At 43.8% G+C, this 23,789-nt stretch carries 21 protein-coding genes; 6 read left to right on the top strand and 15 right to left on the bottom strand.

The features are described from left to right. The first annotated feature begins 206 nt into the window (after positions 1-206). Positions 207-1,931, top strand: coding sequence for a gamma-glutamyltransferase (ggt, locus tag DL796_RS09335; protein ID WP_110201450.1), 1,725 nt, complete (start codon positions 207-209; stop codon positions 1,929-1,931). A 66-nt stretch (positions 1,932-1,997) separates the two neighbouring features. Here ggt and DL796_RS09330 read toward each other — a convergent pair whose 3' ends face one another. From DL796_RS09330 to DL796_RS09315, 4 genes are all read right to left on the bottom strand, one after another. After that, positions 1,998-2,591 carry a GNAT family N-acetyltransferase gene (locus DL796_RS09330; protein WP_227593048.1) on the bottom strand — a complete coding sequence of 198 codons (594 nt, stop codon included), beginning with the start codon at positions 2,589-2,591 and terminating at the stop codon, positions 1,998-2,000. Between the two features lie 204 nt (positions 2,592-2,795). Continuing rightward, positions 2,796-3,890, bottom strand: coding sequence for a PepSY-associated TM helix domain-containing protein (locus DL796_RS09325; RefSeq protein WP_110201449.1), 1,095 nt, complete (start codon positions 3,888-3,890; stop codon positions 2,796-2,798). Between the two features lie 20 nt (positions 3,891-3,910). After that, positions 3,911-6,016 (bottom strand): TonB-dependent receptor, encoded by a 2,106-nt coding sequence (locus DL796_RS09320; protein WP_110201448.1) that lies wholly within the window; start codon positions 6,014-6,016, stop codon positions 3,911-3,913. Between the two features lie 165 nt (positions 6,017-6,181). Beyond that, positions 6,182-6,469 (bottom strand): DUF6694 family lipoprotein, encoded by a 288-nt coding sequence (locus DL796_RS09315; RefSeq protein WP_110201447.1) that lies wholly within the window; start codon positions 6,467-6,469, stop codon positions 6,182-6,184. Positions 6,470-6,599: 130 nt separating this feature from the next. Here DL796_RS09315 and DL796_RS09310 point away from each other — a divergent pair, with 130 nt between their 5' ends. Then, positions 6,600-7,493, top strand: a complete 894-nt coding sequence (locus DL796_RS09310) for a pseudouridine synthase (protein WP_110201446.1) — start codon at positions 6,600-6,602, stop codon at positions 7,491-7,493. A gap of 62 nt (positions 7,494-7,555) precedes the next feature. Next, positions 7,556-7,825: a DksA/TraR family C4-type zinc finger protein gene (locus tag DL796_RS09305; RefSeq protein WP_110201445.1), complete on the top strand. Its 270-nt coding sequence runs from the start codon at positions 7,556-7,558 to the stop codon at positions 7,823-7,825. Positions 7,826-7,853: 28 nt separating this feature from the next. On the opposite strand, the gene DL796_RS09300 is transcribed toward DL796_RS09305, so the two are convergent. Further along, positions 7,854-8,438, bottom strand: a complete 585-nt coding sequence (locus DL796_RS09300) for an exopolysaccharide biosynthesis protein (protein ID WP_170114243.1) — start codon at positions 8,436-8,438, stop codon at positions 7,854-7,856. Between the two features lie 124 nt (positions 8,439-8,562). Between DL796_RS09300 and DL796_RS09295 the strand changes: the two genes are divergently transcribed. Further along, positions 8,563-9,312 carry an SDR family NAD(P)-dependent oxidoreductase gene (locus DL796_RS09295; protein WP_110201443.1) on the top strand — a complete coding sequence of 250 codons (750 nt, stop codon included), beginning with the start codon at positions 8,563-8,565 and terminating at the stop codon, positions 9,310-9,312. On the opposite strand, the gene DL796_RS09290 is transcribed toward DL796_RS09295, so the two are convergent. Then, the gene (locus tag DL796_RS09290; RefSeq protein ID WP_110201442.1) at positions 9,313-9,945 is read right to left on the bottom strand and encodes a flavin reductase family protein; all 633 of its coding nucleotides are present in this window, start codon (positions 9,943-9,945) and stop codon (positions 9,313-9,315) included. Between the two features lie 80 nt (positions 9,946-10,025). Then, positions 10,026-11,501, bottom strand: coding sequence for a bifunctional 2-methylcitrate dehydratase/aconitate hydratase (locus tag DL796_RS09285; RefSeq protein WP_110201441.1), 1,476 nt, complete (start codon positions 11,499-11,501; stop codon positions 10,026-10,028). A gap of 179 nt (positions 11,502-11,680) precedes the next feature. On the opposite strand from DL796_RS09285, the gene DL796_RS09280 reads away from it, so the two are divergent. After that, positions 11,681-12,967 (top strand): NAD(P)/FAD-dependent oxidoreductase, encoded by a 1,287-nt coding sequence (locus tag DL796_RS09280; RefSeq protein WP_110201440.1) that lies wholly within the window; start codon positions 11,681-11,683, stop codon positions 12,965-12,967. Positions 12,968-12,999: 32 nt separating this feature from the next. Here the strand turns inward: DL796_RS09280 and DL796_RS09275 are convergent, their stop codons facing one another. From DL796_RS09275 to DL796_RS09265, 3 genes are all read right to left on the bottom strand, one after another. Then, positions 13,000-14,043, bottom strand: coding sequence for a Vgb family protein (locus tag DL796_RS09275; protein WP_110201439.1), 1,044 nt, complete (start codon positions 14,041-14,043; stop codon positions 13,000-13,002). A gap of 193 nt (positions 14,044-14,236) precedes the next feature. Beyond that, complete coding sequence (locus tag DL796_RS09270; protein ID WP_110201438.1) at positions 14,237-14,971, bottom strand: hypothetical protein; 735 nt, start codon at positions 14,969-14,971, stop codon at positions 14,237-14,239. 109 nt (positions 14,972-15,080) lie between these two features. Beyond that, positions 15,081-16,247, bottom strand: coding sequence for a dipeptidase (locus DL796_RS09265; RefSeq protein WP_110201437.1), 1,167 nt, complete (start codon positions 16,245-16,247; stop codon positions 15,081-15,083). 134 nt (positions 16,248-16,381) lie between these two features. Here DL796_RS09265 and DL796_RS09260 point away from each other — a divergent pair, with 134 nt between their 5' ends. Continuing rightward, positions 16,382-16,855 carry a winged helix DNA-binding protein gene (locus DL796_RS09260; protein ID WP_227593047.1) on the top strand — a complete coding sequence of 158 codons (474 nt, stop codon included), beginning with the start codon at positions 16,382-16,384 and terminating at the stop codon, positions 16,853-16,855. 38 nt (positions 16,856-16,893) lie between these two features. Here the strand turns inward: DL796_RS09260 and DL796_RS09255 are convergent, their stop codons facing one another. From DL796_RS09255 to prpC, 5 genes are all read right to left on the bottom strand, one after another. Then, positions 16,894-17,595 (bottom strand): hypothetical protein, encoded by a 702-nt coding sequence (locus DL796_RS09255; protein ID WP_110201436.1) that lies wholly within the window; start codon positions 17,593-17,595, stop codon positions 16,894-16,896. 25 nt (positions 17,596-17,620) lie between these two features. Then, entirely contained in the window at positions 17,621-18,832 is a 1,212-nt protein-coding gene (gene prpF / locus DL796_RS09250) for a 2-methylaconitate cis-trans isomerase PrpF (RefSeq protein WP_110201435.1), read from the bottom strand. A gap of 195 nt (positions 18,833-19,027) precedes the next feature. Continuing rightward, the gene (acnD, locus tag DL796_RS09245) at positions 19,028-21,616 is read right to left on the bottom strand and encodes a Fe/S-dependent 2-methylisocitrate dehydratase AcnD (RefSeq protein ID WP_110201434.1); all 2,589 of its coding nucleotides are present in this window, start codon (positions 21,614-21,616) and stop codon (positions 19,028-19,030) included. Positions 21,617-21,639: 23 nt separating this feature from the next. After that, positions 21,640-22,164 (bottom strand): hypothetical protein, encoded by a 525-nt coding sequence (locus DL796_RS09240; RefSeq protein WP_110201433.1) that lies wholly within the window; start codon positions 22,162-22,164, stop codon positions 21,640-21,642. A gap of 467 nt (positions 22,165-22,631) precedes the next feature. Then, complete coding sequence (gene prpC / locus DL796_RS09235; protein ID WP_110201432.1) at positions 22,632-23,777, bottom strand: bifunctional 2-methylcitrate synthase/citrate synthase; 1,146 nt, start codon at positions 23,775-23,777, stop codon at positions 22,632-22,634. Positions 23,778-23,789: the final 12 nt, after the last annotated feature.

The following is a 23,789-nucleotide window of genomic DNA, read 5'->3' as shown; positions in this document are numbered from 1 at the left end:
GCCCACTTTCAACGGCCAAGGAAATCAATTTTTCTTGGATAATTGTCTAGTGCCTGTGCAACTTGGTTTCCCCCTTGAGTTTTCTTACACATGCACTGTTTCCAGAAAACCATCAGCAATGGTTAGCATATTACATTCTTACAAAGCTTTTACTTGTCTGTCACAGCGTTTATTATCAACCCATATAAAACCATCTGGGGAAATCAATGATATTAAAATCTATTAAATATGCGCTGCTCAGTACGCTACTGTTCGGAACTGCCACAGAGGCTGCTGATCGCGTCACTGGCGAGATGCACGCAACTCGTTCGGAAGTTATAGCGCCAAACGCTATGGCAGCCACCAGCCAACCATTAGCTACGCAAATCGCCTTAGACGTTATGAAAAATGGTGGTAACGCCATAGATGCGGCGATTGCGGCGAATGCGGCTTTAGGTTTGATGGAACCTACCGGCAGTGGCATCGGCGGCGATTTATACGCGATTTTATGGCACGAAAAGACACAGCGACTTTATGGTTTGAATGCTTCTGGGCGCTCGCCGAAAGCTCTAACCTATGAAAAGCTGGAGCAAGAACTGAAAGCCTTGGGGCGCGAGGATTTGCCACCTTATGGAATGCTACCAATTTCCGTACCCGGTGCGGTTGATGGCTGGTTTGAGCTGCACCGTAAATTCGGCAAAATGCCAATGGACAAAATCCTACAGCCGGCGATCGATTATGCTGAGAATGGCTTTCCGGTTTCTGAATTGATTGCCTACTATTGGGATAGAAGCGTCCCTCGATTAAGCCCGCAGCCTGGTAGCTTTAAAGAAACCTTCACTATTGATGGTAAAGCGCCTCGCGAAGGACAGATGTTCAAGAACCCAGAGCTCGCCAACACCTACAAACTTCTCGCGAAAAATGGTCGTTACGCTTTCTATCAAGGTGAAATCGCCAAGAAAATTGATGAATTTATGAAGGCCAATGGCGGCTACCTACGTTATGAAGACTTAGCCGAACACCGTTCAAACTGGGTTGAGCCTTTGGGTGTTAAATACAAAGGCCATACTTTGTGGGAATTACCACCGAACGGCCAAGGCATCGCAGCACTACAAATGCTACAAATATTAAAAAACTTTGACTTAGCTGAGATGGGTTATAACTCGACTGAGAGCTTACACACTATGGTCGAAGCGAAAAAACTGGCTTTTGAAGATCGTGCTAAGTTTTATGCTGATATGGACTTTTCGAAACAGCCAATAGAACAGCTGATTTCAGAAGAATATGGCAAAGAGCGCGCTGAGTTAATCGGCGAACGTGCTGCAAAAACGGTACAGGCCGGTAACCCTAATCTGACCGAAGGCGATACCATTTATTTAACCACAGCTGACAAAGACGGCAATATGGTCTCTTTAATTCAAAGCAACTATCGGGGTATGGGTTCTGGCGTTGTGGTTCCTGGATTGGGCTTTGTTTTCCAGGATAGAGGTCAGCTCTTTTCGATGGATAAAACTCACGCCAATGTTTACGAGCCAGGAAAACGCCCTTTCCATACAATTATACCGGCATTCGTTACTAAAGATGGTAAGCCTTATATGAGCTACGGAGTCATGGGCGGGGCTATGCAACCTCAAGGCCACGTACAAATTCTTGTCAACATGATTGATTACGGTATGAATTTACAAGAAGCGGGCGACGCTACACGCTGGCAGCACATGGGCTCGACCGAGCCAACCGAAAGCCAAGCGAAGTATTTAACCGATGGTGGTTATGTTGAAATCGAGTCTGGTGTATCAACCAAAGTGTTGAGGGAGTTACAGCAGAAAGGACACGAGGTTAGATTCGGTAATGGCGGATTCGGCGGCTATCAGGCTATTTTACGCGATCACGAAGAAGGTGTTTATCGAGGCGCCTCTGAATCACGCAAAGATGGACAAGCCGCGGGCTATTAAAGTTAGCCAAGTTTCACCCAGCAAAAAAGCGGTTTAAATAAACCGCTTTTTTGCTTACTTTTGCATTTAGGCCACTTGCCCTTGGCGAGTAGCGGCTGGGGTTAAAACCCTTTCGCTTCCTGGTTGCTCTAGACTATCATTGTCACCAAGAGCAACAGAGCCTGTTAGAGGCTTTTCCATTATATAATCATCCATAATGAAGCCAGCTCCAATGTCCTTTTCAACACTATCAACCGTCTTGAAACCTAGCCTTTTATAAACTTCAAGTGTTTCAGAATTGAACTTGTTTACGGCTAAACGTATCTTGTCGACAGATTGCTCTAACGCTTTTGATGCGATAGTTTCCATCGCTTTAGCGCCAACACCATTACCACGAACTTCTTTGATAACATAGATTTTGCTTAAAAATAATGCATCTTTTTCAAAGTGGTAACTAAAGTAACCCACTGGGTGATTATTATCAAAAAGTAGATAATAGCTTGCACCATCTTTAATTTGTCGTTTTATTGCTGGGGTCGATTGATATTTAGCGAGCATATAGTCCACCTGCTCTCTACCAATAATTTGAGGGTAATGCTCCTGCCAAATTTTCGTTGCTAACATTTCAACTAACGTAATATCACAAGCTGATGCTACTTCTTTAATTATTGTGTCTTCCATAGTTTCATCCTAACTGAACACTGTCGCTTTACGTCGCCAATGATACTGCAACCATTAATATTTTCTTGTGAAAAAGTGACTTTTTTCAAAATATGTCTAACGGTTCAAACTTTCTAATTCATTCCTGCATTGATACCCTAAATAAATATTATTTTTGCATTGTTTCGGATTAGTTTATAACGTAAGAGTTGATACAAATTGATACTATTTTCTCTTGGCCTTTCCACGTTTCTTTTTATTTCTGCACCAAACCCAAAACCAAATACCACTAATACAGATCCAAATTAGGGATATTCCACTTATAACCACAAGTGAAAAATAAGCCCAACCGCCAACTTCACCTATATGAAGCGGGTAAATCTTGTGGGATAACTTAGTGCCTACAGTTTGGTTTCGATAATCGACTACCTCTGAAATTTTGCTGGTGCCAGGAACAAATTTGATAAAGCTTCGACCGTTTGGGTGCCACTCTTCGGGCTGTTTTAAGCGCAGACTGTCCCTATCGAGGTACAGCATAATGGTTTGAGCGTCAGGTAATAGTCGTTGCATTTCTTTAACACGAGTAAACCAATCAGTCGGCAACTGTTCCGCCCTCTTATGCTGCTCTTCAAGCAAGCCTTGATAATCAACAATCTCCTCAGGCTTTTGCGGGAATAAGAAATTCAGCCCAGTATTAAAGCTAGTGCTATATATCATTCCAATACCTGTAAGCACTAACAGCAGCATAGGTACAAACAAGACCACACTTAAGCTCCGATGCGATTGCCAAAGGGTTTGCCCCCATTTCTTTTTAGTCGGGCGAGATAAGGTGATGGCAATGTCACGTTTCTTAAAACGACCTTTAGGCCACCACTTAATTAGCCCAGTAATCATCACAATCAGCGCCAAAAGTCCAAGGATACCCTGTAGCTCTTCGCCAAAGCCATCTAGCAAAAGATGGTGATGAAACTCTACAAACCAACTGAGCCAGTCGCCATACCTCGGCCGGTGCAGCAGTAATTCGCCTTCTGGGGAGTAATACAGCCGACCTCTATTATCGTCTATTGACTCAATCCAAGGATGCAAATCCGTCGGTACAAAAGCATAGCGCTCCTGCTCTGACAAAGCGCCAGATTGCAGCACTCGAAGGGCCTGATGCTGATTAGCTTTTACCTGCTGCTTTAACTGCGGATACTGTATTTTGAGAAGATCGTTTTTATAAAGGAGTATGGTGCCTGTTAACGTCACCAAAAAAAGCCAAAGGCTGAGCGCAATGCCCAGCCATTTGTGGATCTTGGTCGAAATTTTCTTCACTGTCATACCTAATAAGGCCTAAAAGCCTACCAGGCGTATTGCCAGTTTAGACGTACCGTACGCCCACGCCCCATGAAGTTTCGTGTATCATGAGCAGCAGTTTGCGCGTAGTAAGTGAAGTACGACTCGTCGAGCAGGTTTTCGATACCTAATGTGAAGTTACCTGCGTTTTGGGTCATTAAATTCACTGTGAAATCGAGTGTAGAGTAACCATCAAAGTTATTAACCGAGTCAGCACCTGTGTAGATGTGGCGGTCGAAGAAGTGGTTCCACTGCAATCGGCTATCAACATCAGAGCTCCAATGTTGTGTCCAATATAAGTTTGCTCTACGAGGCGAAATATTACGCCCGCCTAACTTGGTATCTACTTGACCGTCTTCATCGCTATCAAACTCACCATCGTTGTCGGCATACATAACACCCAATAAAGTATCGTTTGATAACGCATACTCAGTAGTCACTTCAAAACCTTGGATTTCAGTTTTTTCGCGGTTAACTTCAAAGATGCCATCAGAGTTTGGCGATAAACGAGCACCCAAGTCTGAGTTCGACTCAAAGTAACTTGCGGCGAAAGTCAGATTATCGCCATAGTACTCAACGCCAACTTCATTGTTGTCAGTCAACACAGGCTCAAGGTTTAAGAATGTATTTACAGACTGATTCGGCTCGCTGATTCCGCGCATAACACGGCCAACGTCAGCCATGCTAAAGCCTTCAGAGATACTTACAAATCCACGCCAATTCTCTGTAAACTCATAAACCACGCCTAAATTGGTCAATAATTCATTAAACGAAGGATCGCCACCTTCTACAAAATGCCCACCATAAGAAGCCAAGGTTGTGAAATCATCAACCTTCAACTTGCCGTATTCATAACGTAGGCCTGCATTGAAACTCCAATCGCCAGTGTTGAGGCGCGCTTGTACAAATGGTGCCCAGTTTTCAAATTCAGTTTCAGGAACCCACTTACGTTTTGTTTGAGCCAGTTCTTGGAAAGTGCGGTCACGCAAAAAGTCTAAACCGGTAGTAATATCAATGTTGGAGTCACCGACCTTTAGCCAGTTCAAAGTAATACGTGAGCCCAGTTTATTCGAATCGTTACGCGACTGATCGTAAAGGTCGCTACCGTAAGTCGGATCTTGGAAGGTCGCAAAGTTACCGCCACCATAGAGCGCAGAAAAACTTTGTGAGAATAGCTGCCAGTTTAAATCGGCACCAAGCCAGTCAGCGTCACTGTAGTTTAAGCTAACAGTGGTCACTTCATTCTCAGCTGGATCGAGCTCTAATTCACCAGGTGTTGAAATGGTAGGAATACCATTTTCGCGATCACCGCCGACAGAAATATAGTCGCCATTCGAAGCGATATCGAGGTGGTTAAGCATGAGCTTAAGCTGGCGTTCTTGATCAAATTGGTAAACAGCCTTACCAAAGAAGTCATAGCTGCTTGAGTCCATAGTGTCGCCCTGAGTGGTATCGACACCGATTAACTGACCATTGCCATCAACATACATTCCTGTTTCGCGTAAGTGTAGACCACCAATAAATTGCCACTGGCCTTCTCCGTGTGAAATCAAATACCCAGCGTCATAAGATAAACCTTCTGAACTTTGGCTAGTTGGCGCCGAAACACCTGCCGTTACTTGGTGTTGAGTCCCTTCTGTAGCAGACTTTGTAATGATATTGATGATACCGCCGCTGGCGCCCATTCCTTGAATGGCACTCGCACCATGAATGACTTCCACACGCTCAATCAGCATAGGATCAATCGTATAGCCTGAACGCGAGCCATTACGTAAAGGATTCGACTGCGGAACCCCGTCGATTAGATAGAGCGGAGTACGTCCACGAAAGCTCTCCCCTGAACTGGTAAGCTTTTGGCGCGATGGGCTGTATGAAGGAAGTAAGTTCCCCAAAATTTCAGATAAGGAGTTACTCACTGCTAGCTGCTGTTGGATTTGCTCACTATCAATGATAGTAACCGTTGCTGGGACAGCACTTTTCTGTAATGGTGCACGCGTTGCCGAAACCACAAGAGTTTCATAATCTTTAATGGCTTCTTCGGCCTCAGATGTTACAGCTACAGATGTAGCTAAGATGCTCAAAATTGCAGATGATATTATTGATTTTTTCATTGGATTTACCAATCAGGAAGTAAGGCGCAAATGATAAGGCTTCTCATTTGCAATTCCAACCCCTTTTTATAAAAATTTAGAATTTTCTTTATTTGAAAGCCCTCTCTCTTTGTTTCAGGCATAAAAAAAGCGCCTTTCGGCGCTTTTAATCAAGAATTTGCTAACTTACTTGCTCATCTCAATAATTTCTTCAACAGTCTTACCATCCAATGCTTCAAGAACGGCTTCTTCAGCTTTTTCAGGATTACCCATGTTTTCCATGGCAACTTTCATTGATACTGACATGATAGCCATACCAAATTCAGTTTTTTCTGCTTCGGTCATATCTTTAGTCATCTCTTCTACCGACTCTTTCATAGCAGCTTCGCTTGATGCGTCAATAGTTGGAGCACCACAAGCCGTAAGAACCAAAGTCAATGCAAAAGCCGCAAACAAATATGCAATTTTTTTCATAATTATATCGTCCAGTTGTTAATCAAAAACAATCATACTCCGAAAACTAGTAAATAGGAATCCTAATATCCTATCGTTTAAAAAAATAATTCTTGCTACAATCATTACCCTAACACACCACACCCCCCCAATGTCGAAAGCTAGCCACCCTTCTTTTGTCACTTTGCCTTCCTATTCTGACTGTAGGAATGTATTAGAGTTTTTGGTTAAGAAGTTTCCACACATCTCAGAGCAAGTGTGGCGCAATAGAATAAAAACAGGGAAAGTGTTTTGGCGTGATGGCGGAGTCATAAATATTGATGAGCCATATCAACCTAATTCTACACTAGGCTATTACCGCGAGGTTCCTCAGGAACCCACAGTTCCTTTTGAGGAATTAATTATTACTCAAAATGACCATTTCTTAATTGCGCACAAACCACACTTTCTGCCTGTCATGCCAGGCGGCCAATTCGTTAATGAATGCTTACAAGCACGGCTTATCGAAAAAACTGGCATAAAAGAGTTACAAGCAGTGCATAGACTCGACCGCGACACTGCTGGGTTAGTGCTATTTTCAACAAACCCCGCTACTAGAAATAAATACCACCAGTTATTTGCAGAACGCCGAATAGCCAAGACTTATCAAGCTCTGGCCTCTATCAATAGTAGCGAACCAATAATAGGAAAAAAGTGGCACGTAAAGAACCACTTAAAACGTTCGCAACCAAAATTTCTCTTCGAGAACACCACTCAGTCAGATATAGGTCAGTACGCAGAGTCTATTATCGAGTGTATTGCTCAATCTCAAACTAAAGCTCTGTTCTCCTTATCGCCTATAACAGGTCGTACTCACCAATTACGATTGCACATGCAGCACATCGGATACCCGATCCTCAATGATCGCTTTTATCCAACCTTACAACCCAAACAGCCGGATGACTTCCACAACCCCTTGCAATTACTAGCGAAAAACCTTTCTTTCGTAGATCCCGTGACAAAGCGAGAAGAAACCTTCAAAAGCCCTACAGACCTTGAATTTTAAGGAATCCAGCCTAATATAAGAGATACACAGAAGACTCTCATAGCAAACTTATAGGTATCTAAATGGCAACCGGTTGGGCAAAAGAAGGTGCTGTCCAGGAACAAATCGAAAGCACCATCAAAGATGCGGTAGAAAAAGCTCGAAGCGAGATGAACAACTCAGGTGAGTCATTAACGCATTGTGAGTGGTGTGACGTCAAAATTCCTGAAGCTCGTCGTAAAGCAGTCAAAGGAGTCCGCTTCTGTATCGAATGCCAACAAGAATTTGAAAAAGAAAAGCAAGCTAGTAGCAGCTACAATCGTAGAGGCAGTAAAGACAGTCAGTTACGCTAAACTCCAACGGTTTGCATGTACCACACATCTACTGCACGTAATTAACCCACAGCAGGTAAAACGAGCTGACCATGATGATGCTTGCTATTGTAATTACCACACCGTCTTCCGTACTCAGTCCGACCGCCGCTAAAACAATCGCAAATGCAGGGAGCATGACGGCGAAAGGAACTAACTCTAAGGGAATCATGACGAGCCCCGCTAAAGCGCATAAAACAGCTATAAAACGCTTAACCACGCCTTCAGATAGTATTTTTACTCGGGGCTTAAACCAACGGTCCACTTTCTTGGTATAGGGGCAAACTTTGTCAATAACCTTGCCAAGCTTATCCTGGCTAAAACCGATAGATGTGAGTTTGTTTGGTAACCAAGGGTGTTTTTTACCCCATGCCATTTGAATAGCTATTAAGAATATGAGAATTCCGCATGCGCTTGGAATCCCTGGTATAGCGCCTGTCGGAAATAAGGCTACCAACGCAGGCGCTAGCAAAATCGGTCCAAACCCACGATGTTCTAGGTGTTCGACGACTTCTCCAAGCTCAACATCTTCCCCCTCAGCATTGTCTTTAACTGACTTTAAAACCTCGGTGATACCCATTCGTTTTTCAGGCATAGACATATCCTTTTCCTTATAGCTTGGACTCCATCATACTTAATGTGGCTAATATCCTCAGTAAGCCTGTTCAAATTTTAAAGTTTTTCACTTTCTATTCACAGTATTTGGGGGATACTGAAGTATGAAAACCGCTATTATATTTGGTGCAAGTGGCGGTATTGGTCGTGAATTCGTAGCTTACTGCTTGCAAAAATATGACCATGTGTTTGCTTGCACCCGTCAATCGCAAAACTTTGAGACCATCGAAGGTGAGCATCAAGGCGCCCTACATTTAATGCAGGTAAACCCTACTACCGAAAGAGAGTTAAAGGTCTTTGCACAATTTCTGGGTGGCCGGGAATTCAATGTGCAGCTTATTATTAATGCATGTGGCGTATTACACGATCAAGACGGCCTTGCCCCAGAAAAGAAAATCGAAGACTTTAATGTCGAAAACTTTGAAAAGAGTGTTCTCGGCAACACAATAATTACTCCCTTAATAGCAAAGCACTTAATGCATCTATTGGATAAAGGAGCGAAACAACTCAATACCACTGGAGTATTTGCTTCGTTATCGGCTCGCGTAGGCAGTATTAGTGATAATTATTTAGGCGGATGGTATAGCTATCGAGCCAGCAAAGCGGCTCTTAATCAGCTCATCAAAACGCTATCGGTTGAGACAGAACGTCGCTTTAAGCATAGCGCCGTCATTGCTATCCATCCCGGAACCACTGACACCAGTTTATCTAAGCCATTTCAAGCCAACGTCCCTGCGGAGAAATTATTTACGCCTGAGTATGCCATCAGAAAAATGATGGCAGTGATTGAAAACGTAACGTTGGACGATAGCGGCAAGTTTTATGCGTGGGATGGTTCATTGATAGAGTGGTGATTATTCAAACTTAGGTTCTTCGCCTAACCTCGCGTAAGGAAACTCACCTTCTTTTGATAAGCGATAGTATTGATTTAAGCCACCAATACCAACATTACTCTGACTTTCCAAATCTAGATAGCCTTTATCGTTAACGGCATCGTCTGGAACTATAATCGTTTGAATTTCACCAATCACGAATCGAGTATCGTTCAGTTCAATCGGTAGTTGCTGATAGAACTTAACGCCAAATTTAGTGGTCGCTTCTTTAACATACGGAGCCTTGAACCCATCCACGTACTCTTCTGTAAAACCACATTTCGAAAACTCGGAAACATCCTCTGGAAATTTGATCGAGGTGTAGTGAGCATTTTCAAAATGACTCGCTGGAACATGGTTTATCGTAAAGTAGCGAGTATGCAGAATATTTTCATAAGTGTGACGAGGTACTTCGTCAGTCGGTCGTGTAATAAAACCAATCAACGCAGGATCGCTCCCGAGATGGACAACTGAGCTAAAAATAGCAAGATTGCTCTGCCCTTCTGTATTAACCGTACCAATTAAATTAGCGGGCTTCACTCCAGTAATACTGTTAGTCAAGTTCAGTCTGTATTTGCGCTCCAGTTTCTGGATATCGCTAACTGATAAATTCATTTAATTCCTCCTGTTATCTAATCTAACTATGGCACAGGCGGTATCAATATTTAGCGAAGCCCTTTAATAGGAATTAATTGCTATATAACCAGTAAGTTCATGAACTCATTAACTGGAGTGTTTAATAGCGCTTCTTCATCCAGACACAAATCAATGATTTCTTCACCATGTCGTTTCGGGAAACGGGAATAAACATTGCGCTTAAACTTTTCTACCAATACAGGAATCCCCTCGTCCCTTCTTCGTCGGTGGCCCAAAGGATATTCAACAGCTACATTGTCAGTTTTTGAGCCATCTTTAAAAAATACCTGCACCGCATTAGCGATACTTCGCTTGCTCGGATCATGATAGTCCTCAGACCATTGCTTATTTTCTGTCAGAGTCATCTTCTCGCGCAAAGCATCGATTTGAGGATCGCTCGCCACATCATCTTCGTAGTGATCCGCATTAAGTTCGCCAAACAACAAACCACAAGCAACCATATATTGCAGACAATGATCTCGATCTGCGGGATTATGTAACTCCCCTTCTTTTGAAATAATTCGAATCGCAGATTCGTGGGTAGTGAGTTCTATTCGCTCTACATCGTCTAGCTTATTGACCACATCATTGTGTAATTCTATCGCCGCCTCTACTGCTGTTTGGGCGTGGAACTCAGCTGGATATGAAATCTTAAATAAAATATTCTCCATGACATAGGAACCAAGCTCACGCTGAAAACTAAAAGGTTTGCCCTTAAACGACACATCATAAAAACCCCAAGTTTTAGCACTCAGCGCACTGGGATAGCCCATTTCGCCGGTTAAGGTCACCATCGCTAGGCGAACCGCTCTTGAGGTTGCGTCGCCCGCCGCCCAAGATTTGCGAGATCCAGTGTTAGGCGAATGTCGATAGGTTCTTAGTGACTGGCCGTCGACAAAAGCTTGCGAAACCGCATCAACAATATCCGCTCGGCTACCGCCCATCATCTGCGTCACTACAGCGGTAGACGCCACCTTAACTAAGATAACGTGATCCAAGCCAACTCGGTTAAAGCTATTATCGAGCGCTAATACGCCCTGTATTTCATGCGCTTTAACCATGGCCTCTAAAACAGTCCCCATGGTTAAAGGCGCATAGCCTTCGGCGATAGATTGTCGGCTTAAAAAATCCGCTATTGCAAGAATACCACCCAAGTTATCCGAAGGATGCCCCCACTCGGCCGCTAACCAAGTGTCGTTAAAGTCTAGCCATCGAACCATACAGCCAATATCGAAAGCGGCTTTGATTGGATCCATTTCAAACTGAGTGCCTGGCACTCGCGCACCATTAGGAACCGTAGTCCCTGGAACAATAGGTCCTAAATGTTTAGTACACTCAGGGTAGCGCAAGGCCAAAAAACCACAGCCTAGTGTGTCCATCAGGCAGTATCGCGCTGTTTCCATTGCCTCATGACTATCAACCACGTAATCCGCCACATATTCAGCGATCCGTACCAATTCTTCGTCAGCCTCAGGGCGAATGTTCGACTCAACATTTCTCGACTCAACACTTTTCGACTCATTTAAACTAGACATCGAAATCTCCTTGCGCTTTTAAAAACCAATACATCCACCATAAACAGACGACATCACTATCTCAAGTCGCAAATGTTAAGTTTTAAAAAGCCACGGTAAGCTTACCAGTTACTAGATACTTTTCCTTACCACAAAAATCAGCCACAATGATGTTCATAAAATAATCACTATAAGCATATATGGACACGCTATACCCAGAGACTTATTACGCGGCGACAAGAAACAAAACCATCTCGAGCGATGAGTTTATCGATAACCTTGATCTAGAAACCTGCATCATCGGTGGCGGTTATGCGGGTCTAATGACGGCTTTGGGGCTAGTCGAACGAGGACATAAAAATATCGCTATCGTCGAAAAACACGGTGTCGGCTTTGGGTGTTCCGGTCGAAACGGTGGCTTAGTTTTTGGTGGTTACTCTCTAGGCGTTAGAGCTTTAGCCCAGCAAGTTGGTCTTGAGCGAGCGAAAGAGCTTTACCAACTAACTCAAGCAGCCGTAATCCTAATACGAAGACGTGTCGTTCAATATACGATTAACTGTGATTTAGTGGATAAAGGGGCACTCTGGGCAAACTGGTTTAAAGATCAAAGCCTACTACACGAAAAGCAAAACTTCATGCGAGATCAGATGGGGATTGAGTGGGATTACCTTCCACCGGAAGAGTTAAGCGAGCAACTCAAAAGCAACCAATACCACGGCGCTTTATATGAACCTAACGCGATGCACTTCCATCCGCTGAATTACGCTTTAGGGATTGCGCAAGAGCTACAGAAACAAGGCGTTAAGATTTTTCAAAACTGTGAAGTTACCGAACTGGATTACAGCGCTCCAACCAAACTGGTTAAAACGGTAAAGGGAGTCATCAAAGCAAAAAATATTGTAGTCGCTGGTGGCGGATATATTGGTAATTTCTGCAAACCTGTTTCCAGTTCCATACTACCCATCGCTACTTATGTCATGGCTACTGAGCCTTTAGGCGAGCGCTTAAAAGAGTCCATCAACACGCAAGCGGCAGTCTACGATACACGGTTTGCCTTCGACTATTACCGCCCACTCAAAGACACGCGAATACTCTGGGGTGGTCGTATTCACGCCAGCACCAAGAAACCTAAAGACCTAAATCACATCCTAAGACGCGATATGTTAAAAGTATTCCCGCAACTCGAAGGTGTAAAAGTCGAGTACGACTGGCAAGGTTGGATGGGCTATGCTCGACACCAAATGGCACAAATAGGACAGTTTGCCCCGAACGTCTGGTACAACACAGGCTTCGGCGGGCATGGTGTCGCGCCAACCACTGCCGCGGGTGAAATAGTCGCCGCTGCTATTACTGGTGAAAATGAAGACTACAAAAAATTTGAACCTTGGGGACTGACATGGAACGGAGGAGTTTTCGGCCCGCCCGCTGCCCAGCTAAGCTACTGGTGGTATCAGCTTAAAGACTGGCTCAAAGAAAAAACAGAATAAAAAAGCCTCAAACGAGCTAGAGGCTTTGAGTGTTATTTTGCTTTGCCTCTAACAATAAAGCCATTATCCACACCAAACCAGAAAACGTCTTTATCCGCATCATAAAACATGTGACGAATAGAGCCACCGCTTTTAACAGTCGTTTGGCTGATAAATGCTTCTGTCTCGGTATCAAACGCCAACATTTCATTAGGATACGATCCAGTTTCACCAATCCAAATACGCCCGTCGCTATCTAGCGCTGTACCATAAGGTTGACTATCATGACCATTTGGCGACAGCCACTCGGTAAACGTTTCAGACTCAGGATTAAAACGCCCTAAATAACCATGATTAAAATCTACGTACCAAACATTATCATCAGAGGTTATTTCAATACGGCGTGGACGTGCTTTTTCGCGTGGAATATCGAATTCTTCAATAGTGAAACTCTCAAGATTCACACGAGCCAGCTTATTAGTTCCAACCAAAACACTCCATGGCGTACCTTCCGAATCGAGCTTAATACCATAAGGACGTGAGCCTTTTTCTGTGGCCGTTACAAACCGCACCTTACCGTTATTCGTATTAAGATGCCCAATAGCGTTTGAATGCTGCGCGGTAAACCAAATATTTTCATCCGCATCAAAAACCAACGTGTGCGGATCTTTGATCGCCTCAGGCATAGGGAATTGTTTAATATCGCCTGTTTTGGGATCTAACCGACCGATATGAGCATTCTGATTACCCGCGTACCAAACGCCACCATCGCTCGCCACAATTAAATTATGCGGATGCGAACCCTCGGGAACCGAAAACTGTTTCATAGCACCAGTCTCAGGATTCAAACGAGCAATATAATTACCCGCCTGCCCACAAAACCACACCATACCATCAGGTGACACCGCAGGATCACGCGGACGACCACCCCACTCGACCTCAAAAGGTTCTAATTCCAATAATGACGGCAAAGACGAACTGTCTTTAACTGAAGGCTTTTCAGCTTCGGAAGCACTCGCCACCGAACTAAAAGTCATAGCTGACGCAAACAGCAGTGAAGAAACCACCGCAGGAAAAACTAAATAACGACGAAACATACTGACTCCATGGTTAAAAAGCCTAGAGCCAGTATAAAGATTAAACAATTCCGTAGCAAAGTCAGACTTAACAAACTAGAAGTTTACAGACAGAACCAAATGACAGCTTTACGTAGCCTCGATTAGCGTTAGCTTAATCGAGTTTCCCTTCCAAATAAAACCTCGAAGTTCCTTCGAGGCTACGCTTGCTCAATCATCGCTCTGGACCAGTTTTATTAAAGTTAAAATTCTTAAAAGAATATTGTATTTCGCTATAACAAACCCTTTCCCAATGTTTATCCCATATACTTTTTTCCATTTTATAATTTTTATTAACGAAGGAAGAACGACCACGAGTGATTTCCTCCACTGGATAAGGCTGCATCATTGTTTTAATAGATAGAACACTACTTTCTTTAATAAGAACAGGCTGTAAATCCTCTCCTATCAAAACTAGGTAACTTGCAATACTAGCTAAAATATGTACACACCTATATGATCCATTTGAATCTGAAGCAATCACTTCATACGGAATATATGCTCTGTTCTTAATTTGGTCCTTTGAATTATTTGGAGTAACAAATAACCATATGAAGCCAACCATTACGGGTCCTAACACAACGATGTAGGTTACTGGGTTTTTAAGATGAGTACGCCACTTTCTGATATCATCATTTTCTGGGTCAGAGAAGGTTACTGCGCTAAGAATGATAAGCATCATTCCAACAGCTATTGAATAGAATAAAACTTCAGGTTTTTGTAATGAAAACTCAAATGGAGAAAGTGAATTACTAATTTCTGTATAGGGGACATTCCAATAAGAAAAGTAAAATCTCGCGCTAATATACCCAGCTATAAATAAAACCCCTGTAATCAAAGATATTAACAGGCCCCAGTGTTCTTTTATAAACTTCCATAATTCAGAGTTAACTATATTTTTTATCTTCATTACAGTGCTTTACTATAGTCATTTTTAATGGAACTATCCCATAATTAAAGCCACATAACAAATGTGGCTTTAATGCAAATATGACTTGCATATCAGCTATTTAGGCAACTTATTTCCACACTTCCTTCATCAAGTTGTAGGCGTTTAATCCTAAAACTTTTTCAATACGAGCACTGCTATGGCCCCTATCCGCTAACTTATTGGCAAGTTTGTAGAATTGGTCGGGGCCTATAATATCAGGCATAAAGTTTAAGTTACCGAGTTTTTCGCCAGCGGCGGCAGCGCCGTTGTCTAAACGGTGTTGCGTCATTTTGTCGGTGCTTTGTTGCACCTTTTTCATGTCGTCGATTCCTGTGTAACCACCATCGGTGCCAATCGAAACATGGTCTTCGCCACAGACGTTTATCGCGTGTTCGATATGCGCGACAAGGTGATCCGAGTTGGCTTTACTGTCGGGCGCGAGAAACGGCATAAAGTAGACGCCGAACAAGCCACCTTTGTCCGCGAGCAGACGTAATTCTTTGTCGGTCTTGTTGCGCGGGAAGTCGGCTAACGCACGGCAGCCACTATGACTAATGGTTACAGGCGCTTTACTCGCGGCTAACGCTTCTAGGCATGTTCGTTCTCCGCTGTGACTTAAATCTATAAGTACATTCGATTCATTCATCTTTTCAACGACCTTGTAACCAAACTCAGTCAGCGGCAAGCGTGGATTCGTATTCGCCCCGCCACCGATCTGATTCTGGCCGTTATAGGTTAACTGCATGGTTAAGACGCCAAGGTGCTTAAAGGTATCAATATGATCGAGGTTATCGCCAATGACGTGGCTGTTTTGAAATCCTAAGGTCACCGCGACTTTATTATCTTTTTTCGCCTGCTCGATGTCCTTGAAGGTTCTAACTAGCGTCAGCACGTCTGAATTGGCATCTATCAGTTTTTGGTGCTGACTTAAAATCGTTACCGCCTGCTCGAAAGCATCATCCCCTGGATACGCAGGAAAAGGCGCGCCTGTGGTCTGTCGATAACAGCTTAATCCACTCGCCAATACATCCCTTCGCAAGCGCTCCGTCATGCGCCAGTTATCTTGAATACCGCCTGTTGGGTCGTTTATGTCATACAACACACCCAAGCCATCAAAAACAAACCAATCGTCATACTGTTCGCGACTGATACGCGTAATACTTGATGAAGATGCAAATGCCCCGCCAGAGCCAAGTTTCAAACCAACTGCCGCAGCAGCTAGCGCCGTATTCGTCATAAAAGTGCGTCTATTCATGGTTTCGTCCTTAGTGGAGGTTAACTGTCCATTGCTGCAATCTATTACTACAAGCAACAACATTGCAACACATTGCGCAACATGTTACATTTATTTCTGCAATTAAGTCAACTTTATAGAATTTGAGCTAGAGTATGTATTCAAAAGACGGCATAAACGGTAAGGCGCTATTAGGCAAACGAGCGGAAGATCTTAGTAACCTCATCGAAGAACAAAGCCAGCCCATATTCGATAGCTTAGGCATTATCGTCCCGATTAAGTCCTGCTCCACCCTACTCAGCCTATTCGAGCTACAACAAGCCTCCGTCACCGATCTCGCCCGTCAACTCGACCAATCGCACCAATTGGTCAAACAAAAGCTACCAAAACTGCTAAAGCTCGAGGTTATACAACAATCGCCAGACAAAGACGACAAAAGACGCACCCTCTACTCGCTAACGCCCGAAGGCGCAGCCCAGAGTAAAAAGATTAAAGAGTATTTAAAACAATCCGAAAAACTCGTCGACAGTATTTCAAAAGACATAGGTGTCGATATCTTCGACACCATTGATAAAGCTATTAACGCTATGAAGGAAAGAAGTTTGTTGGATAGGTTTAGCCTCGATTAGCTTTGATAAATCGAGGCTCAGTCCAAAGTTAACTGGAATCATTTGGCGGTAAGTATAAAGTTATACTCAAGATAAAGTCGTAATTCTGAAACAGACACCCTCTCCCACATTAACCCCTGACTTAATCCATCGATTTCTGCTTTATAGTTTTCACCAAATATTTGAATAGTTGAATTTATGTCATCCGCAATCATAGACAGTAGTTCTTTTCGATACTTTTCAGGGTTTACAATACTTAGAACTAACTCACCATTTTTTTCAACTTCGGTTCTACCGGTAACTGAAATATCCTCAATAAAATCATTAATACGAGTAACAAGCTTTTCAACAGCCGTTTTATTATTAATTGGCGTTTTAATATACAAATAAACGACCGATGTATCTGTCCTCTCGCCTTTCTCAAAATCAAGCTGCAGGTCTTTTAAGGTAACTGGGTAAACGATTTCCTTGCCAACGCCAAGCTCTATTGATTTGCTTTTATTCGCAAGCTTTAAAATATCCTTTACCGTACTGACCAGCTCCTTTTCGCGCAATACCTGATCTCGAGAGTCATTCAATAACTTGACCTGTTGCACTAAATAATCCGCAGGTTTTACTAAAGTCACTGCCGGCGAGTCATACCAATCAATCCTAGAACCAGTTACAACTATTGTTTCGGCTTCATTTGCTTTAGTAACATTACCCCCTAAAGAAAATATTGCTAATAGGCTAACTAAAGCTAACTTTGTTATTGTATTCATTATATTCCCTCTTCACTTTTCAAGTTTAAACAGTAAAACAATCCCCAGGTACTCTTACCCAGCCTTCCATTAAGATTCTGGCGCTACGGCTCATAAAGACTTTTTTGGCGATCCATTGGTCGTTTTGGAGTTCCGTTTCGGCGCCGACTTTCAAGGTGCCTGACGGATGACCAAAGACAACGCTTTGGCGATCGCCGCCACCTGCGGCTAAGTTCACCACCGTTCCTGGAACTGTAGAGGCTGTGGCTATGGCTACGGCTGCGGTGCCCATCATGGCGTGGTGTAGCTTACCCATAGACAATGCGCGTACGTTGAGGTCGATATCGTTGGCGCTGATATTTTTACCGCTAGAAGATACGTAGTCTGCTGGCGATGCGACGAAGGCGACTTTTGGCGTGTGCTGACGGTTTGCGGCTTCTTCGATATTTTCGATAAGCCCCATAGCCTTTGCACCATAAGCCCGTATAAGCTCGAACATTTCTAAGGCTTCGTCGTCGTTATTAATCGCTTCCTGTAATTCAGTACCGTTATAGGTTTTACCGTTAAAGTTGATTTCGTCTGCATTCAAGAAAATTGTTGGAATTCCTGCGGTAATCATGGTGGCTTTGAATGTACCTATGTTTGGTACTTCTAGCTCGTCTACCAGGTTACCCGTCGGGAACATTGAGCCTTCGCCTGCAGGATCGAGGAAATCCACCTGCACTTCTGCCGCGGGAAACGTCACGCCATCAAGGATAAAGTCACCTGTTTCCTGTACCTGACCATTTGTGATCGGTACGTGAGCAATAATCGTTTTCTCGATATTAGCCTGCCAGATTCTAACTTCTGCATGGCCATTTTCAGGAATACGATCAGCATCGACGAGACCACTATTAATCGCGAAAGAGCCTACGGCCGCAGTTAAGTTACCGCAGTTACCACTCCAGTCGATAAAAGGTTTGTCGATAGAAACCTGACCAAATAAGTAGTTCACATCATGATCGGCAATATCACTTTTCGACAAGATAACCGTTTTACTGGTACTCGACGTTGCGCCTCCCATACCGTCGGTATGTTTACCGTAAGGATCTGGGCTTCCAACCACTCGTAATAACAGTGCATCACGTGCAGGCCCTGGAACTTGCGCTTCTTCAGGCAAGTCCGTTAGATTAAAGAAAACACCTTTACTGGTTCCGCCACGCATATAAGTGGCTGGAATTTTTATTTGTGGAGGAAAGGTTTGTGCTTTATGAGCCATTATTTTGCCTTAATTAATATATTTGTCACTTTGTGAGATGACATAATAAAATAAATCCGTCATTACGAGGCCTTTAGGCCGTGGTAGTCTCTTAGAGAATACAGTACTACTTGCTAGAGATTGCCACGTCGAGCTAGCTCGACTCGCAATGACGCACTATTATTTGTTGCTTAAATAACTAGCCGCAATGACGTCTTAACTCGCGGCTAAGAAATCCTGCGCAAAGCGCTGTAACACACCGCCAGCGGAGTAAATCGACACTTCTTCAGCGGTATCTAAGCGACATGTCATTGGCACTTCGACTCGCTCACCGTCTTTGCGCTTGATGACTAAGGTCATGGTTGCGCTCGGCGCGATGTCACCTTCGACGTCATAAGTTTCTGTGCCGTCGATGTTTAGTGTTTTGCGGGTTGTACCTTCTTTAAACTCAAGTGGTAAAACGCCCATACCGATTAGATTCGTACGGTGAATTCGCTCAAAACCTTCTGCAGCAATAACTTCCACACCCGCTAGGCGAACGCCTTTCGCCGCCCAGTCGCGCGACGAACCCTGACCGTAATCGGCTCCAGCAACAATGATTAGCGGTTGCTTGCGCTCCATGTAGGTTTCAATGGTTTCCCACATGCGCATTTCTTTGCCTTCTGGCTCAAGACGCGCTAACGAACCTTGTTTCACCGAACCATCTTCGTTACGAACCATTTCGTTCAGAAGTTTTGGGTTAGCGAAAGTTGCACGCTGTGCCGTTAAGTGATCACCACGGTGCGTTGCGTAGGAGTTATAGTCTTCTTCTGGAACGCCCATCGAGTCTAAATAAGCACCAGCAGCGCTCGACTTTTGAATCGCGTTTGATGGCGATAAGTGGTCAGTTGTAATGTTGTCGCCTAAGACGGCTAACGGACGCATATCCTTCATCGTACGCTCGCCAGCTAATGCGCCTTCCCAATAAGGAGGACGGCGGATATAGGTGCTCATTGGACGCCAGTCATACAGTGGCTCTGTCTTATCGCCCATATCAACTTTGACATTAAACATTGGCTCATAAACATCGCGGAATTGTTGTGGTTTTACTGACTCAGCAACAATCGCATCAATTTCTTCGTCCGTAGGCCAGATATCTTTAAGCGTTACTGGATTGCCGTCTGGGTCAGTACCTAGTACGCCTTTTTCAATATCAAAACGAATGGTACCGGCGATAGCATAAGCAACGACTAATGGCGGCGATGCTAAGAACGCTTGGTCAGCGTGTGGGTGAATACGGCCGTCGAAGTTACGGTTACCTGAAAGCACCGCTGTCGAGTAAAGGTCACGCTCTTCAATCTCTTGCTTAATTTTTGGGTCAAGCGCACCACTCATACCGTTACACGACGTACAGGCATAACCGACAACACCAAAGCCTAGCTTCTCCATTTCAGGCAGAAGGTTCGCTTCTTCTAGGTATGCAGTAACAGCTTTAGAGCCTGGCGCTAAAGATGTTTTAACCCAAGGTTTACGCGTTAAGCCAAGCTTATTAGCGTTACGCGCAATGATACCAGCAGCAATCATGTTGCGCGGATTACTGGTATTGGTACAACTGGTAATTGCCGCAATAATACAAGCACCGTCCGGCATTTTGCCTTCTTCAATTTCGTAATCTTTAACAATGCCTTTGGCGGCTAAGTCTGTAGTAGAAACACGCGCGTGAGGATTCGATGGGCCCGCTAAGTTACGAACGACTGAGGATAAATCAAACGTTAAGACTCGCTCGTACTCTGCTTCGGTTAAAGCGTCAGCCCAAAGGCCGGTTTCTTTAGCATACTTTTCGACTAACTTAACTTGCTCGTCATCACGGCCGGTTAATGTTAAGTAGTCAATCGTCTGCTGATCGATATAGAACATGCCAGCAGTTGCGCCGTACTCTGGGGTCATGTTTGAAATTGTTGCACGGTCGCCAAGCGTTAGATGCGCAGCACCTTCGCCAAAGAATTCTAAATAAGCCGAAACTACACGTTCATTACGCAGGAATTCAGTAATCGCTAACACGATATCCGTGCCCGTAATACCTGGCTGTGGTTTACCCGTCAGCTCGACACCAACGATGTCTGGAAGACGCATGTAAGAAGCACGCCCTAGCATGACACTTTCAGCTTCAAGACCACCAACACCCACAGCGATAACGCCAAGCGCGTCTACCATTGGTGTGTGGCTATCGGTTCCAACTAATGTGTCTGGGAAAGCGACGCCATCTCTGGCTTCAATCACTGGCGACATACGCTCAAGGTTAATTTGATGCATGATGCCGTTACCTGGTGGTACTACGTTGACGTTTTTAAACGCTGTTTTACACCAGTTGATAAAGTGGAAGCGATCTTCGTTACGACGTTCTTCAATCGCACGGTTCTTCTCGAAGGCATCTTTTTCAAAGCCCGCATGCTCAACCGCAAGCGAGTGGTCCACGATTAATTGAGTTGGCACGACAGGGTTTACCTGAGCCGGATCACCACCGCCTTCGGCGATAGCATCGCGCAAGCCCGCTAAGTCAACAAACGCAGTTTGACCTAAGATATCGTGACAAACCACCCGTGCTGGGAACCATGGAAAATCCAAATCACGCTTACGCTCAATGATCTGCTTTAAGCTATCCGTTAGCATTTCAGGATCACAACGACGCACTAAGTTTTCCGCCAGTACTTTTGAGGTGTACGGAAGTTTGTCATAGGCACCTGGCTGGATGTCTTCAACCGCTTGACGCGTATCGAAGTAATCTAAATCAGTACCTTCGAGTTTCTTTCTGTAATTTGTATTCATAATACCTTAGGTCTCTTAAAAATTTATTTGTAACGCTTCTCTTTAATAAATTTATCAAAGTGTTCCGAATCTATTTCTTCGTCGTATTCTTTTAAATATGCTTTTATTGAATTCTGCTCTTCGATGACAAGCTTGCCATCTTCATCATAAGCATAGTTCATAGCATCCTTCTTTTTATACTTAACGTGTGTAATTAATAGATATACGCCATGCTCGTCTTGGCCTATATCAAATGTCTCACTACTACTTTCTAGTGACTGTAACTTTATAGTACCGTCATTATTCTCTTCCGTGAAATACTCAAACTTAGGAGAAGCAACCGCCATAGAAAAACTGTAAAGTCTGAAATAATCTTCTGTTATTTCGTAAAGACTGTCGTCTCCATGTTTTTGCAACTTGTCTGCCATGTCCTTCTCTTTACCGACTAATCCCTTAGATTGCTCCTTGCTTTTTTCCGTATCAATAGCCCAAACACCCAAATACCAGTCGTCTTGTGCAGAACTAACCATAGATACCACCATTAATATAATTCCAATAAAATATTTCATCGTATATCCCTATTCCTTGATTGAAGTTTACAAAAGATCCTAAATCTAGTTCAGGATGACAGTCTTGCTCGTCATTGCAAAGCCTTTAGGCTGAAGCAATCTCATAACCTTGCACACATCACTTCAAAAGATTGCCCCAAGGGCATTTCCGTTGGTCACCGCGGTCGCATGCGACCTCGCAATTACGTATTTTGCTTTTCTATTAAGTGAATTTTAGCGTTGCCATTCACCTCAATGTCAAAGACTGAAAATATGGCGATGGAAACACTTAAACAATTTTTCAGCGCCACAAACCAGTCTTCGTAAACCTAAAATGATTTTTTAGCCTCAAAAACTAAAAATTAAGACTTAATAAATGGTGCTGTGAAGGCGGCAAAAGCTAGCGAAAAACCGGAGGTTACCAAAATGGTAATTGAGGACTTAGAGCTAGCTTTTAACAAACTTCACGGTGCCAGGGATTAAGTCGATTAACGTTTGTCGATTCCAACGAACTCTCTAGGCTCCGGCCCCGTGTAATTCGCGCTTGGGCGAATAATCTTGCCGTCTACGCGCTGTTCCATAACGTGTGCTGACCAGCCTGCAATTCGTGACATTACGAAAATTGGCGTGAACATTGATGTTGGAATACCCATTTTGTTATATGACACAGCTGAGAACCAGTCTAAGTTAGGGAACATTTTCTTTTCGTCCCACATCACTGTTTCTAGGCGCTCTGCAATGTTGTACAAGTTAGTATCACCTTGCTCAACCGATAATTCTTTAGCCACTTTCTTGATAACGTCATTACGAGGATCGCCCGTAGTGTAAACAGGGTGACCGAAACCAATTACGATTTCTTTGCGAGAGATACGCTCTTTGATGTCAGCTTCCGCTTGATCTGGGTTGTCATAACGCATTTGGATGTCTAACGCGACTTCGTTGGCACCACCGTGCTTAGGACCGCGCAATGCACCAATTCCGCCACAAATAGCTGAGTACATATCTGAACCTGTACCCGTGATTACGCGGCTAGTGAACGTCGATGCGTTAAACTCATGCTCAGCATACAAGTTCAAAGAAATTTGCATCGCTCGAACCCATGAGTCTGGGCATGGCTCACCGTGTAATAAGTGTAAGAAGTGGCCTGCGATAGAGTCTTCATCAGTCTCAAGTTCAATCGCTACACCGTTGTGCGAAAAGTGGTACCAGTAAAGAAGCATTGATGGGAAGGAGGCCATTAAACGATCCGCAATATCTTTTGCTTCGTTCATTGGCTGACTTTCGCGCTCTGGCAATACCGTACCTAGAATCGAACAACCCGTACGCAAAACGTCCATCGGGTGTGCATTTGCAGGAATAAGTTCTAGTGCGTCTTGAACTAGCGCTGGTAAACCGCGAAGTGCTTTTAATTTACGCTTGTAGTTCTTTAGCTCAGCAACATTTGGTAATTTGCCGTGAATTAACAGGTGCGCAACCTCTTCAAACTCACAGTTTTCTGCTAAATCTAAAATATCATAACCACGGTAGTGTAAATCGTTTCCGCTACGACCCACAGTACATAGGGCAGTATTACCTGCTGGTACGCCTGATAGGGCTACCGACTTTTTTGGTTTTGGTAAAACTGACTCACTCATATTGTGTACTCC

The sequence above is a fragment of the Kangiella spongicola genome (genome assembly GCF_003194565.2).
Taxonomy (GTDB): Bacteria; Pseudomonadota; Gammaproteobacteria; order Enterobacterales; family Kangiellaceae; genus Kangiella; species Kangiella spongicola.
The sequence above is the reverse complement of the archived record's forward strand: the minus strand, read 5'-3'. Positions and strand labels throughout refer to the sequence as shown.

Coding starts and splice junctions, on each gene's coding strand:
- DL796_RS09275 (WP_110201439.1), bottom strand. CDS start 14,043: ATGTTTCGTCGTTATTTAGTTTTTCCTGCGGTGGTTTCTTCACTGCTG.
- DL796_RS09285 (WP_110201441.1), bottom strand. CDS start 11,501: ATGTCTAGTTTAAATGAGTCGAAAAGTGTTGAGTCGAGAAATGTTGAG.
- DL796_RS09280 (WP_110201440.1), top strand. CDS start 11,681: ATGGACACGCTATACCCAGAGACTTATTACGCGGCGACAAGAAACAAA.
- DL796_RS09240 (WP_110201433.1), bottom strand. CDS start 22,164: ATGAAATATTTTATTGGAATTATATTAATGGTGGTATCTATGGTTAGT.
- DL796_RS09265 (WP_110201437.1), bottom strand. CDS start 16,247: ATGAATAGACGCACTTTTATGACGAATACGGCGCTAGCTGCTGCGGCA.
- prpC (WP_110201432.1), bottom strand. CDS start 23,777: ATGAGTGAGTCAGTTTTACCAAAACCAAAAAAGTCGGTAGCCCTATCA.
- DL796_RS09320 (WP_110201448.1), bottom strand. CDS start 6,016: ATGAAAAAATCAATAATATCATCTGCAATTTTGAGCATCTTAGCTACA.
- DL796_RS09315 (WP_110201447.1), bottom strand. CDS start 6,469: ATGAAAAAAATTGCATATTTGTTTGCGGCTTTTGCATTGACTTTGGTT.
- DL796_RS09325 (WP_110201449.1), bottom strand. CDS start 3,890: ATGACAGTGAAGAAAATTTCGACCAAGATCCACAAATGGCTGGGCATT.
- DL796_RS09295 (WP_110201443.1), top strand. CDS start 8,563: ATGAAAACCGCTATTATATTTGGTGCAAGTGGCGGTATTGGTCGTGAA.
- DL796_RS09260 (WP_227593047.1), top strand. CDS start 16,382: ATGTATTCAAAAGACGGCATAAACGGTAAGGCGCTATTAGGCAAACGA.
- DL796_RS09310 (WP_110201446.1), top strand. CDS start 6,600: ATGTCGAAAGCTAGCCACCCTTCTTTTGTCACTTTGCCTTCCTATTCT.
- acnD (WP_110201434.1), bottom strand. CDS start 21,616: ATGAATACAAATTACAGAAAGAAACTCGAAGGTACTGATTTAGATTAC.
- DL796_RS09290 (WP_110201442.1), bottom strand. CDS start 9,945: ATGAATTTATCAGTTAGCGATATCCAGAAACTGGAGCGCAAATACAGA.
- DL796_RS09255 (WP_110201436.1), bottom strand. CDS start 17,595: ATGAATACAATAACAAAGTTAGCTTTAGTTAGCCTATTAGCAATATTT.
- prpF (WP_110201435.1), bottom strand. CDS start 18,832: ATGGCTCATAAAGCACAAACCTTTCCTCCACAAATAAAAATTCCAGCC.
- DL796_RS09305 (WP_110201445.1), top strand. CDS start 7,556: ATGGCAACCGGTTGGGCAAAAGAAGGTGCTGTCCAGGAACAAATCGAA.
- DL796_RS09330 (WP_227593048.1), bottom strand. CDS start 2,591: ATGGAAGACACAATAATTAAAGAAGTAGCATCAGCTTGTGATATTACG.
- ggt (WP_110201450.1), top strand. CDS start 207: ATGATATTAAAATCTATTAAATATGCGCTGCTCAGTACGCTACTGTTC.
- DL796_RS09300 (WP_170114243.1), bottom strand. CDS start 8,438: ATGCCTGAAAAACGAATGGGTATCACCGAGGTTTTAAAGTCAGTTAAA.
- DL796_RS09270 (WP_110201438.1), bottom strand. CDS start 14,971: ATGAAGATAAAAAATATAGTTAACTCTGAATTATGGAAGTTTATAAAA.